This window comes from Novosphingobium sp. Fuku2-ISO-50, from assembly GCF_001519055.1.
GTDB lineage: Bacteria > Pseudomonadota > Alphaproteobacteria > Sphingomonadales > Sphingomonadaceae > Novosphingobium.
Genome location: NZ_KQ954294.1, coordinates 145,407 through 159,304, shown reverse-complemented (window position 1 = coordinate 159,304; position 13,898 = coordinate 145,407). Strand labels below are relative to the sequence as shown.

The window sequence follows — 13,898 nt, the reverse complement described above, 5'->3', positions numbered from 1 at the left end:
GGCCGCCTTTTGCGTGTGGGTAAGGTTCGACCGATCAGAAGGCGAAGTTCAGCGCGGTGTGGACGCTGAACGAGCCGTCGGTGCCCGCGCCGGCGTCGGCGCTGAACGTCAGCCCCTTGGCGAGAGCGGTCCGCGCACCCAGCGAAGCAGTGCCGCGCGTGGGGTTGAGGCCCGGGTTCTGAATGGTGAAGTTTACGTTTTCGGTGCTGACATTGGCGGTCAGGTCGTGCTTGGCATAGGACAGATCCTGGATCAGCCCGAGCTTGGCGTAAATCCCGACCGACTTGCTGACCGAATAGTCGACATTCACGCCCGCCTTGATCAGCGAGGTGGTGTTGTGCTGTTCATGGACGCTCATCGCATCGAGCGGCGACAGGAACCCGCCCGATTCGGTAAAGCCGTCGACCGTCTGGTGCAGGCCCAGCCATTCGACCGTGCTGTCGATCGCCACATTGCCCGACACATGGCGATATTCGAAGCCGGCGCCGTAAAACTGGCTCTGCGCCTTGACCCCGGCGATGCCGGCCTTGCCGCCGTTGGTGGTGCGGTCGCCCTTCACCGAATAGTCGCCGTAGACATAGCGCACGGTCGCCCGCAGCGCGCCGTTCAGCGCGATCGGCGCCGATGCACCCGCCGCGAACATGTTGCCGCTCAATTTGTCGCTGAGGTATTGCCCGTTCAGCCCGTCATCGGTGTGGCCGAAAGTGGCCTGGACCTGCACCGCAGCGAACTGGTGCGCAAATCCGGTGGTGAAGCCGTTGGCGCTGAAGCGGTTGTCGGCATAGCTGTCGATATGGCGCGATTTCGACGTCGAGTGGTTATACCCGCCGATCATCACGGTCTGCCCGTTGGACAGGCTGTCATACCCGCCCAGTTCGGTCAGATTGGCCAGCATGCTGTCGCGCATGTCGTCGAGAATGCCGCTGTAGGCTTCCGGCGACCACCGGGCAAAGGCCGCATTCGACCCTGCCGTGCCCTGGTTGAGGCCGGTGGTGACATAGTCCATCAGGCGACCGCCGTAGTACTGGTTCACGCCGCCGTTGCCGTTGACCATCAGCTGGTTCATCAAGGCTGCCTGATTGGCGCCGGTCGATACGGCCTGGACAAAGCCGGCGGTGGTGTAATCGCCAAGGCCGATCACTTCGCCGGTCGGGATGTTGTAGATCACCTGCTTGGCAAAGCCCGTGCTGGTGACCGAGCCGAACGATCCCGATACCGCGCCCGGCGTAAAGGCAAAGATCGGCACGGCCTGCCCGAGGGTCAGTTCAAAGCCGTTGTCGTTCTGGATGTTCAACACCGAACCGGGCAGCAGCTTGAGCTTGCCGGTCACGACCGCCTGGTCATAGCCGCCGTTGGCCATCGACAGGCCCGCGCCGTTGGCGCCTTCGACCTGCATCTGTGCCACGCCGCCGTTGTCGAAGGTCAGGTCGCCGTTGAAGGTGATCACGCCCGGCGAGTTGCCCGGTGCGAGAGTGCCCGCGCTGGCGCCGCCGATCACCGTGCCGCCCGAGACCGTGCCGACACCCGTCAGCGAGCCGCCGCCGGTTACCGTCATGGTGGTGCCGTTCAGCGTGCCGCCTTGCGAGCCGTCGGCATTGCCAAGGTGCAGCGTGCCGCCCGAGGTGACATTGGTATTGGTGGTGTTGACCGTACCCAGCACATCCATAACCCCGCCGACATTGACCGTGGGGGCATTGAGCGTGCCGGTGTCGGCAATGGTGACGAGCGCGGCGGGCTGGACCACGAAATTGCCCGCCGTCGAGTTGATCGTGTTGGCGAGCGTGAACGAGCCGGTCGATACCTGCACATTGCCGCTGCCGGTGACGGTGCCGTTGAACGTGCCGCCGTTGGCGAGGTAGAGGTTGTTGCCGTTGAGCGCCAGCGTACCCGTGCCGGTCAGGTCGTGGACCGTCTGATCCCCGCTCTGCAGGCTGATCGTCGCGCCGCTGTCGACTTCGACATGGAGGGCCTGATCGAGGATGCCCGCACGCGCCAGCGCCAGCGTGCCCTGCGTGATGTCGAGCGCAACGGGGCTGAAGGTATCGACCCCGCCTGCCAGCGTCAGCGTGGCGGCGCCCGCCTTGATGACCGCGCCTGTGCCGGTGATCGTGCCGCTGTAAGTGCCGTTCGCGGTCTGATTGATCGTGAACAGCGCGCCGTTGCTGAGCGTGATGATGCCGCCGGTGCCCGACAGGCTGCCGGTGTTGAGCGCCGCCGAAGTGGTCAGGGTGCCGCCGTTCTGGGCATAGGCGCCCGTCACGTTGACAATGCCCGATGCGGCGATCGTCCCGGCGTTGGTCAAGGCGCCAAAGCTGTTGGCGGTGTTGGCGCCGATCGTCACGGTGCCCGCGTTGGTCAGCGCGCCGAAGAAGTTCGACGAGCCGTCACCCAGTGCCAGGACGCCGCTTTGCGCGTTGTTCACCGTGCCCTGCACCACCAGGGTGGCGCCGTCACTGTTCACCGTACCGGCATTGATGAGGTCGCCCGAAATCGCCGTGGCGGTGCCCGACGCCAGGTTCAGCGTGCCGCCCTGGAGATTGCCGACGCCGCCGTTGACGAGCAGGCTGGCGGTGTTCGCCGGTGCGACATAATTGACATTGAAGGTGCCGCCATTGGTCAGCCCGGTGCTCAGCCCGATCGCCGCATCGGCATTGACAGTGCCATAGCTGGTGATCGCGCCGATCGTGTCATCGGTGCCCAGCGTCAGCGTCGATCCGGCATCGACATTGACCGCCAGCGTGTCGGCCAGAGTGCCGCCGCCGGTGGTATCGAGCGTCGAATTGCCGGTGACGTCGAGGCCGCCGGTAAAAGTGCTGGCCCCGGTCAGGCCCAGCGTGCCGCCGCCGGTCAGGGTCAGCGAGCCCGCTTGGGCAAAGGCGCCGGCATAAGTGCTGGTGCCCGACTGGTTGATGATCAGCCGATTGGCCATCGTGCCGTCGGAGCCGCCCAGATTGACGATGCCGGTGGCCGCGCCGCCAAATCCGGTAGTGGTGATGGTGTGCGTTGCGGCGGTCATCTCGCCGAGGTCCGCGCTCAGGTGGCCCAGAACCACCAGGGTGCCGTCATTGGTCACGGTCGAGCTGACCGACAGGTCAGCGGCCAGCACGAGCAGGGATGCGGCGCTGTTTGTGACTGTGCCGGTGACCGTGGCATTGCCCAGCAGCGCCATCAGGCCGGTGTTGCCGATGGTCAGGGTATTGGCCTGGTCGTAAAACAGCATTTCGCCGCTGTTCTGCACCGTACCCGTATTGGTGACCCCGCCAAAGCTAGCGGCGCCGGCATTGACGATCGCGCCGACGGTGGTCGCCCCGGTGATCGTGGTGGTGCCTGCCTTTGCGACGGTGAGCGTCAGCCCGTTTTCGATGGTGTTGTCGCCATTGACGGTGAGCAGCCCGGCATTGACCGTCAGCGCCGAGGGGGCGAAGCTGTTGGCGCCCGACAGGCCGCTGAGAGTCAGCGCGGCGGTGCCGTTCTTGACCACCGAGCCCGTGCCGGTGACGACGCCGTCATAGGTGCCGTCAGCGGTCTGGTTGATGGTGAACGTGGCATCGCCGTTCAGCGCGACCGTGCCCCCGGTGCCCGAGAAGCTGCCGGTGTTGAGCGCTGCCGTGGTGGTCAGCGAGCCGGCATTCTGGGCATAGGCGTCATCGACGGTGATGGCCGAAGCCGCGTCGATCGTGCCGGTGTTGGTCAGCGTGCCGAATTCATTGGTCGTGCCCGATGCAATCGTCACCTGGCCCGCATTGACCAGCGCGCCGAGCAGTGTGTTGGCCCCCGATTGCAGCGCGATGGCGCCGGTTTGGGTGTTGGTGGCCGTCCCGATGACGGTCAGGCTGCCGGCGCTGTTGATCTGGCCCGCATTGGTCAGATTGCCGCTGATACCGGTGACAGAGCCGCCGACCGTATTGATCGTGCCGCCCAGCAGGTTGCTGCCATCGCCTGCCACCAGCAGGCTGGCCGTCTGGGCCGGGGCGACAAAGTTGACATTGAACGTGCCGCCGTTGGTGAACCCGCCGCCCAGCGCGATCGAGGCATTCACATTGACCGTGCCGTTGCTGACAATCGAGCCGATCGTGTCGTTGGTGCCCAGCGTCAGCGTCGATCCGGCGTCGACATTTGCCGCCAGCGTGTCGGCCAGTGTGCCGCCGCCGGTCGTATCGAGCGTCGAATTGCCGGTGACATCAAGCCCGCCGGTGAACGTGCTGGCCCCGGTCAGGCCGAGCGTGCCGCCGCCGGTCAGGGCCAGTGCGCCCGCGCCGGTAAAGGCGCCCGCATACGTACTTGTGCCCGACTGATCGATGATCAGCTGATTGGCCAGCGTGCCGCTGTTGCCGCCCAGATTGACAGTGCCATTGGCCCCGCCGCCAAAGCCGGTGGTGGCGATGGTGCGTGTGGTGGCGCCGATTTCCGCGCCGGTGTCGTCGAGCTGGCCCAGCACGAACATCGTGCCGTTGTTGGTCACGGTGCTGCTGGCGGCAAGGTCGCCGCCCAGGTTATAGATACCGGCGTTGGTCACCGTGCCCGAGGCCGTCAACGAGCCCACTTGCATCACCGCGCCGCCGGAAAGGTTGGCAACGCTGCCCGAAGTGCTGGTGCCCGACAGGAACAGTTCGCCGCTGTTGGTGATCGCGCCGGTGGCATTGGTGCCCGACAGGCTGATTACGCCGGTGGCGGCGTTGGTAATGGCGCCGGTCGAATTCTGGCTCTGCATGGTGATCAGGCCGGCATTCTGGATGTCGCCGGTGGTATTGGTCCCGGTCATCGCAATCTGGCCGGTGGCCGCGTTGGTGATCGCGCCGGTGCTCGCATTGTCCAGAAACGCGATATTGCCCGCATTGGTAATCGCGCCGGTGGTGACCGGGGCAAAGGCGTAGAGCGTGCCGAGCGCGGCGACATTTACCGCGGTGAGCTTTTCCGCGCCGTAAAGATCGACTTCAGCCGCGCCGGTAATGGTCAGAAAGCCGCCGTTGGTCGCATCCATCAGGCGGCCGATCTGCGAAACCGCGCCATTGGGGGCGATGCCGGTGCTGACGACGCCGTTGTTGACGGTCAGGCCCGACAGGCTGTTCTGGCCGTTGAAATAGATCGTGCCCGAATAGCCGTTGTCGTTGAGCGTGAGCTGACCGTTGCTGAAACGGCCCGCCATGACCGCATAGGCGGTGTTGTTGGCCTGAACATTCGATGTCTGGCTGGCCAGGTCGGAATTCATGACCGAGGTGTTGTTGTAGACCGCGATGTCGCCGTTCAACCCGTTGAGATTGACGTTGTTGAGCAAGGTCACAACGCCCGTGCCGGTGTCCGAACCGAATACCAGCGTCGAACCATTGGGCACGAACCCGCCGGAATTCCATGTCAGGGTCTGGCCGGGAGCGTTGCTGATCGCGCCGAAATTCAGCGTGAGCCCGGCGCTGCCCGCCGCGAAACCGCCGCTGCCGTCCCACGACAATTGCGTGGGCAGATCGCCGACGCGGCGTGTGATGACGCCCGTGGTCTGCCACACACCGGCATTGAGGCTGGAAAGGCCGTTGCCGATCGTGCCGAGCCCGGCAAAATCGACATGGCTGTTGGCATTGATGCCCACGCCGTCATCGGCCTGAAGCGTCGCGCCTTCGATGAACGTCGTGCCCGAATAGGTATTGGCGCCGAGGAACTGCACGACGCCGCCGCCGGTGATGTGAATGTCGGCGCCATATCCCGACGCCCACGATGCGTTGGAAATGCTCGCCGCGCTGTCGTCGCCAATCGTGCCCTGGAACGTGATCGTGTTGCCGACGCCGGGGGCGAGCACGACATCGCTGCCCTTCATGATGAACAAGTCGGAGCCCGCTGCGGCCCCTGCGGCCCCGCCATTGTTGCTCGACCCGCCAAGCACGGCGTTGTTTTCGAAAATCGAATTGCCGCTGATCGTCAGCCCGCCGCCGGCGCGCACGAAGACCGCGCCGCCATAGCCCGAGCCGCCGCCGCCGCCCGAACCGTTGGACGAGCCCGTGCCCGCGCCAAAGCCTGCCGTACCGCCGGAACCATCCGAACCGGGTGTGCTTTGCCCGTTGGCGCCGCCTGCGCCGCCCGCTCCGCCCGAGCCGCCGCCCGAGCCAAAGCCGCCCGCGCCGCCCGAACCACCGCTGCCGCCTGCGCCGCCGTCGGTGATCGACAGCGCGCCTGCGCCGCCGCTACCGCCCGAGCCGCCCGCGCCGCCGCCAAAGAAATCGGACCCGTTGCCGCCATTGCCGCCCGAACCGCCTGCGCCGCCGTGCCCGACCTGACCATTGGCCAGATCGATGCCCCATTTCACGAGGTCGGCGGTGGCCTGCGCCAGCGAGACCCAGTCCATCGCCACCGAAGCCGCCTTGGCCGCAGCCGCCGCGCCGTCGGGCGGGAAATCGAGCAACAGCGCGCCGTCTTCGGCGGTGTCCTTCACCGTTGCCGCCAGCGCCGAGACGATGCCTGCGGTCAGGTCAAAGTTGAACGGGATGCCGTTCGACCCGCTGCCGCCATTGCCGCCGCTGCCACCCGCCGCATTGGTGCCGTTGCCTGCGTTATAGCCGTTGTTGCCGGCTTCGCCTTCGCCGTCGTGGAAATACGTGTTGTACCAGCCGCCGTTGGGGCCATTGCTGCCGCTGCTGCCCGTCGATCCGGTGGCGACCAGCCCGTTCATCGTGCCGCCCGTGGTAACCCCGGCGGCGGCGTTGATGCGATAGGAGACGATGCCGGTCGTGGCGTTGATGCCGGTGATCACGGCGTTGGCCGGAATGCCGCTGTTGCCCGTCAGGATCGCGCCGACTTTCAGCCCGGCCACCGACGACAGGCTTACCGTGCCGGTCGAACCGCTTTGCGTGATCGAAACGACTTTGTCGAAGGACATGGTCATCGTGCCCGCCGAGATGGCATCGAGCGTGGCCTGCCCCAGCGCGCTGCTGAGTGTGACGGTATTGCCGTTGATCGCGGTGATGGTGGTGCCGGCGGGGATGCCCGTGCCGGTCACGGCAACGCCGACCGCCAGGCCGCTGACCGAACCGAGATTGATCACCGCGCCCGAGCCGCCGTTCGAGGCCACTGCGGGCTGCGAGGCGGTGAACGAGGTCATGTTGGAAATGGTGTTCGAGAACGTGACGGTGCCGTCCGAACCGATCGCGGTGATCGTCGTTCCGCTGGGCACGCCGGTGCCCGTCACGATCATGCCCACGGCAAGGCCGGTGGTGGAGGCGGGCTTGACGGTCGTGCTCGACAGCGTCTGGAATTTCGACACATCAAGCGAAGAGATCGCGACGACATCGAGAGCGACCTGATTGTTGGTCAACTGCGCCGGATCGACCGCCGCGCTCAGCGTCATCGAGGTGATATTGCCGCTGTTGTCATACGTCAGCGATTGCACGGTCGTGCCTGCCGGAATGCCCGACCCGGTCAGCGCCATGCCCGCCTGGATCTGGCTCGACGTATACGTCGGCGTCGCAAACGTGATCGTGCGGTCGTTGCCCGACAGCGCGCTGCTCGCAGCCGTTACCGTCAGCTGCGAAGATGGCGCAACCGCCACGGCCGATGCGAACGTCAGCGTGCGTCCGTCGGTGGAAATGTTCGAAATGGTCGAGGCGACCGACGAACCGTCCAGGCTGATGTCCGAATTCTGGGCGATCAGCGGGTTCGAATTCGACAGGGTCATGCCGGTGATCACCAGCTGACCATTCTGGGTGGCCAGAATCGGCGTGGCGTTCAACACCTGGATCGACGTGGCATCGACCGTCTGGTTCTGCAACGCGATGGAAATCGGCGAAAGCGCGATCGAGGCGGCGCTGCCGCCTTCGCCGCCTTTGGCGACGTTGCTCGAAAAGGACACGTTGTGCAGGGTCAGCGTCGAGCCGTTGTCGATAAAGAAGACGCCGCCCAGACCCGCGCCGCCGCCGCTGCCGGTGCCGCCTTGCGTGTAATAGCCGGTAAACACCGTCTGACTGTTGGCATCGCCGACAGTCACGTTGCTGCCGGTCGAGACGGCGGCCGCGCCGCTGAGCGAAATTGCGCCGCTGTCGGAATTGATGACGTTGGGATTGGCCGACGATGTCTGGATCTGGTCTGTAATGACAAAGCCGCTGCCGCCGTTTCCGTCGATAACAGTGGCCGCCTGACTGGCCATGGCGATGCCTGGAACAAGCAGGGCCCCCATGGAAATGGCAGATGTTGCGCAGAGAAGCTTGTATATGTTCATTTCACTAGGCCCCACGATCTGAAAACCCTGTCAATTCCCACAAGTCATCACAAACTTCGCTTGTGCATTCATCGACAAAATTTTGTGCTGAATTGATCGTGTAAATGCCTTTGGGTAATTTTAAGATTCCGGACAGTGAGTATTTCCACTTACTATTTACACTGTAGCGACTTTGGAAGTCTTCAGTTTTGCGGCAGGGACGGTGGTTTCCGGATGAAGCAAGCCGCGCGGGTGATCCGGGCACAAGGGGCCCCGCTTATGCTTAAGTACCCGGCGCGCGCGGGATTTCCGGGGTAACCCAATGTGCCGGGTTATCCGTTGCGCCGTGCGAAGGGTGGCGAGCGAGGCCCTGGTGATTTCCGGCATTTTGAGGACGATGCGGTTGGCCGTGTCGCGTGGCCGGTCTGGCAGGTTCACGCCCGCCGTTCGGTGCGATTTTCGCGACAACCTGCCATGCGGCGGCTTCGCGGCAGCGAACGGCGCCTTGGCACAGGTCCAACAAATATTCCTGAGTTCCGGCAATTCAGGAATTTCGACCAAAAATCTTTAATGAGAAGTTTCACTTGCCCCCATGATGCCGTGCATCAGCGTTTGCGTAATATAAATGTGATATACATGGGTGCCGCGATTTGTGCATGCATATAAGTTTACGCGATATACCTAGAAGAAATATCATATTGTGAGATGTTAGCTTCTGAAGCTTGTTAGTGCGGATAAATGTTTATGCATGAATTGGTACATTTCAGCTCACGAAGAAAATCTTGTGCATTATGAATAATATCGAAAGTCGATATTGGTGATGTTAAAGGATGTAATCGAATTATCACGATTCTATCTGCCTAGATCAGAATTAAATAAAAATAGGTATTCGCATATTTCATATATCAAGTGAGGCGATTATGAAGATTTTGATAATTGCCATTGCAATATGGCTGGCTCTGCAGTTGCCTGTCGGTTTTATTTTTGGAAAAATTCTTAAAAATCTGGACGATGGCGCCGGTTCTGACGAAGGCGATGTTGGATTCGCTGAACGGAGTGGTGGTATCGGTATCGCTCCCGTCGACAAGGGCGGTCAGCATTCGGTGGTCGTCGGGATTGAGGGGAATTTATCTTAATACCGATGTGAATTGCATCGAGATCTGAAATGGATCTCAGTGCCAATTATGTGGTTTTCGCCTTGTTTGATTGGGCGAGAATCATGATTTTTATTCAAAATTTGATCCCGAAAATCACATCTTTAAATGAATCTACCGCTTAAATATATCGTTCAAATTCGGAATGATCGCGTTTAAATCATTTAAAAATGTGGCGCGCTGCAATGTAACAGGAGGACACTTTGGGAGGAGTAAGAGGCCTATCGCCACAGCAGCGGCGTGTTCTTGATCTGATGACTACCGGGTATACGAATAAGGAGATTGCCAAAGAGTTGGGAATCAGTTCGCGTACGGTCGAAGTTCATCGTGCGCTCGCCCTGCGTTGTCTTGGTGCCCGGACCTCGTTCGAAGCGGTTGTTATTTGGGATCGGGCGAAGCGCGTGACTTCTCCGCTATCCGATGAAGGCGGGCGCGATCTGCGTCATGCCTGAGCACGACCCTTGAGGTTCTGCACGAAATTCTGACAATATTCGATGAATGATTGTTTTTTGAGGCATCTGTCGGATTCGCATCGGGTCCGGATTTGCAGCGGGGAGCGCCTGGTCCGGTTGGTTCTCGGGCGCCCTGACATGGACCCGATGACAGGGACCCGATTTTCGCGCTGCCGGAAATGGTGGACTTCATGCCGCGCTTTGCCGGAGAGGACGCGGGCGATCGGCGTTGCCGTGGCGGACTTCCGGGCGGGGGTGCCGTTCCACTGGTCGCAGTTGCCATATCTGGGCTGGGCATCTTGCCGAGGCATCCTGCAGGGCAAGCGTCGGAGTGTGCGGTTGATGATCGATCGGTTCTGATCGAACCGCTGGAACCTTTTGATTATAGTAAATTTTCTGTTTTTGACATTTGCTTCCCGCTATCCGGATAGCATGGTCGCAAATGTCAAAAACAATCCAAGGGGGCTTTCTGCATCGATTGCCGGAAAGCTGCTCAAAATGAGTCGCGCCGCTTTGCCCGGATCGCTCTGGGCGCTACCCGCCAGCCAATTTGCGCGTCATGCCCGAATGGGAATTAATACACGCACTTGCTGCGATGATCATTTTCAGAATTAACTATAACAACCATTTGTTCGCTTAGAAGTTTATTAAAAACGTTATAGAATCCTCGATAAGATAAGCCAGATTTTGACGGATAATATTTTATGGATCTCCCGGGTTCGGATTTTATTATATGTAGAAGGCGCGCATCGTTCGTCAAAAGTTTGACGTCCGATTGTGCCTCCAATTCGTATAACGCCTGAAGATTCTTTGATAAATCCGGTGCCATGGCCCCCGCCTTGTGTGAGCTGTCAGACAGCGCCTCCTGGAAATGGAATGACGGGGATCAAAAAATATTCAATTAAAATTATATACATTTTACTACATAACCTTCCTTGCATATCAATTTGCAAACGATTGCTAGCGTAATTGTGCATTAATCAGCGAAAAATGAATCGTACTGGTATAAATAAATACAATATGTCCGTTGACTTTACTTATTAATCGAGTGATTAGCCGAAACTTTTTCGCCGTGCCCGGCCAAGCAATCCCTCGTCAGGCCTTTGCTGCAAACTTTCGGATCGGGTCGTGAAAGTGCTCGCTCAATCGGTTAATGGCCGGCGGTTAATGGCCGGCGGTTAATGGCCGGCGGTTAATGGCCGGCGGTTAATGGCCGGCGGTCAATGGCCGGATGCGAGGCTGCGCGCGGCCTGGATGATGGGTGCCGCCGCTTCGGGGTGCGGATCGCCATTCCGCCTTGGGCGATTCCCGCAAGGCCGGGTTTCGTGATGGCTGCGCTGTTCCTGTGTGGGGCCGGCTGCGGGCAATCGCCCGTTCGCGCCGTGAGGCGCTGTCGCGGTTGCGGCAAATGGCCACGCCGCGCGTCACCCGCAGGGTGAGGCATAATCCCACGAAATCATAATGGTGCTGTTGAATTGAAATAAAAAATAGAATCTACATCGATGCATGCAGTTATATACATATATAAATCACAGTATTGCGAAGTGCATATTTAATTTGACCTGGCGTTTTAGTAAAAACCACTTGCTATGACGAAGTCGATATTGCAATAAAGCGGCGAGTGCCATCGAAAAGGTCATTTATGTCTGCTCATAAAGTTACCCATAAAAGGGCCGCTGGCCGCGCGGCGGTGGAATTGCATGCCAAAGCGCACAAGCATGGCGATGTAGCGCAGCCATCGGATGATCGGCATGATGCCGTGCTTGCCAAGGGTTCTGATGGTCAGGGGAATGGCGCTGCTGCAAATGAGGCCGGCGCCAAAGTTGCCGTCGGGCAGGCGGCGGTGTCTTCGGATTCTGGTCAGGGTGGCTTGGGGCAGGCGCAGATCGCCGCAAATGACCCGGTGGATGCCGGCGCGATCACTGCAAGCCCTGATTCGCTGAACGGCTTGCTGGAACCGGTTGATTCGGATTCGCATGGCGGCGTCAGCCCGCTGCTGATCGTGGGTGGCGTGATTGCTGTTGGCGGCATCGCGGCTGCGGTGGCTTCGTCCGGCGGTGGTCATAATTCGGCGCCGGCTCCGGCCCCGGCATTTTCAGCGGCGACGCAGACCGTTTCGGGCCAGGAAAACGCTTCGGCCATTGCGTTGACGGCTGTTGCCAGCAATGCGACCAGCTATTCGGCTTCGACACCTGCTCATGGTACGGTTTCGGTTACGGCGAGCGGGACGGTGACATACGTGCCGACGCAGTTCTTTTACGGAACGGATACTTTCACGGTTACTGCGACGGGCAGCGGCGGGACTGCGACCCAGGCTGAAACGGTCAACGTGGCGCAGGTTCTGCCGACGTTTGCCAATGCGACTGTGACCGAAACGGGCAATGAGAACAGCGCGGTTGCCTTTACGGAAAGCGCGTCGGACACTGTCGTGAGCGGTGCGACCGCTACGTATACGGTGCCGACGACCGGCACGGGTGCCCCGGCCCATGGTACGGTGTCGGTGAGCGGCGGCGTCATCACCTATACGCCCGATCAGTTCTATTACGGCACGGACAGCTTTGCGGTGACGCTGAGCGACGGCCATGGCGGCACGACCACGCAGACGGTCAATGTCACCGTGGCGCAAGTCCCGCCGACCATCACGGACGCCGATTCCGGCGCCTTGACAGTCAGCGAGGCCGGTACGGTGGGCCTGAGCACGACGGGCGCTGTTACCGGTTCGACGATCACCACCAGCGCGACGGACGCGATCACCACCACGGTGGTATCGGGTGCGACGGCGGCGGTCAGCGTGCTGACGCAGGCGACGCACGGCACGGCGACTTATGCCAATGGTGAAGTGACCTACACGCCGAATGCCTATTACACCGGCGCCGACAGCTTTGTCGTCAGTGTGTCGGACGGGCATGGCGGTACGACCAGCGAAACCATCAATGTCACGGTCGCTGCGCAGGCCTTTACCGATACCATGGCGATCCCCGTCAACGGAACCAACGTCGCTTCCGCGCTCAGCGATGGGGCCGCCCAACTCGCAAACGGCGACAGTTATGTCTACACGCTGACCGATACGCAGGCTGCCAACGCGGAGATCACGAACTTCCACGTCGGCAAGGACACCATCGATGTGTCGGGCGCGACGAATGCGTCGCAATGGTCCTATTCGGCGGATGCTGGCGGTGATCTGACTATCACGCATACTTCTGGCGGCGTGACTGAAGAGATCGTGCTCGATCACGTGCTGACCGGTACTGCGGTGGTTTATGACTATGCCAGTGCCGAAGCGGCGCTTGGCTACAATTTCATGGACTTTGGCGGTTCGCTCGGCGGCAGCGGCGACAATTCGGGCATCACGATCACCAACGGGAATCTCAACCCGGCGGGTATCAACCCGAACGGTTCGGCGGTCGTCACCAGTGGCGCGGCGGGGCACATCGCCTATACGCTGGATGAAGCGAGCGCGACCAATGTCGCGATCACCAATTTCGGCAACGGCGACACCATCACGGTTTCGAATGGCAGCGCGAGCGATTACAGCTTTGGCACTGCCAACAACGGCCACGACATCGTGATTGACCACACCAGCGGGGGCGTGACCTCGGTGGTGACGCTGGTCGGCGCCGACACCAGCGGCACGATCGTCGACAGCCTGGCCACTGCGGAAGCGGTGGTCGGCTATAACTTCTTCACCACTGCCGGCGGTTCCGGGAGCGGTGGGTCGCTGACCACGGTGCATCTGGCAACTGGTCTGAGTGGTGCTACCAGCCTGGATGGGTTGACTGCCGCAACGGCAATTACATCTACGGGTAGTTCCAATTTTGTTGATAACATCACGACTGATGTCGAGGCTGTTATCAACAACTTTGCCGCGACGGATCAGATTGATTTCAGCGGGGGTACTGCGGCGAATGTCAGTTACACATCGCTTGTCAGTGACGCGTCGGGTAAAGCTGATCTTATCATCTCTTATGCCGTAGGTAACGGGCATAGTAATGAAATCATCTTGCATGATGCGGTATCTGCTACGGCATTCATAAGCGATGCCGCGACTGCGCAGGCTGCGGTTGGTCACAACTTCGTGACATTCGCTTAATACTTTCAGGGGTGGTGGGCGGTTTT

The 13,898-nt window shown here is 60.8% G+C and carries 4 protein-coding genes; 3 read left to right on the top strand and 1 reads right to left on the bottom strand.

Going from position 1 to position 13,898, the window contains the following annotated elements:
• Positions 1 to 34: 34 nt before the first annotated feature.
• Positions 35 to 8,125 (bottom strand): hypothetical protein, encoded by an 8,091-nt coding sequence (locus AQZ50_RS13680; RefSeq protein WP_067747017.1) that lies wholly within the window; start codon positions 8,123 to 8,125, stop codon positions 35 to 37.
• A 971-nt stretch (positions 8,126 to 9,096) separates the two neighbouring features.
• On the opposite strand from AQZ50_RS13680, the gene AQZ50_RS20505 reads away from it, so the two are divergent.
• The 3 genes from AQZ50_RS20505 (at position 9,097) to AQZ50_RS13670 (ending at position 13,872) form a co-directional block, all read left to right on the top strand.
• Positions 9,097 to 9,312: a hypothetical protein gene (locus tag AQZ50_RS20505; protein ID WP_156427365.1), complete on the top strand. Its 216-nt coding sequence runs from the start codon at positions 9,097 to 9,099 to the stop codon at positions 9,310 to 9,312.
• Between the two features lie 221 nt (positions 9,313 to 9,533).
• Positions 9,534 to 9,782 (top strand): LuxR C-terminal-related transcriptional regulator, encoded by a 249-nt coding sequence (locus AQZ50_RS20120; RefSeq protein ID WP_082703653.1) that lies wholly within the window; start codon positions 9,534 to 9,536, stop codon positions 9,780 to 9,782.
• A 1,759-nt stretch (positions 9,783 to 11,541) separates the two neighbouring features.
• On the top strand, positions 11,542 to 13,872 hold the full coding sequence (locus AQZ50_RS13670) for a beta strand repeat-containing protein (RefSeq protein WP_156427364.1): 2,331 nt from the start codon (positions 11,542 to 11,544) through the stop codon (positions 13,870 to 13,872).
• Positions 13,873 to 13,898: the final 26 nt, after the last annotated feature.

Bases quoted from the DNA above. Each gene is read 5' to 3' on its own strand.
- AQZ50_RS13680 (WP_067747017.1), bottom strand. From the start codon at position 8,125: ATGGCCAGTCAGGCGGCCACTGTTATCGACGGAAACGGCGGCAGCGGC.
- AQZ50_RS20505 (WP_156427365.1), top strand. From the start codon at position 9,097: ATGAAGATTTTGATAATTGCCATTGCAATATGGCTGGCTCTGCAGTTG.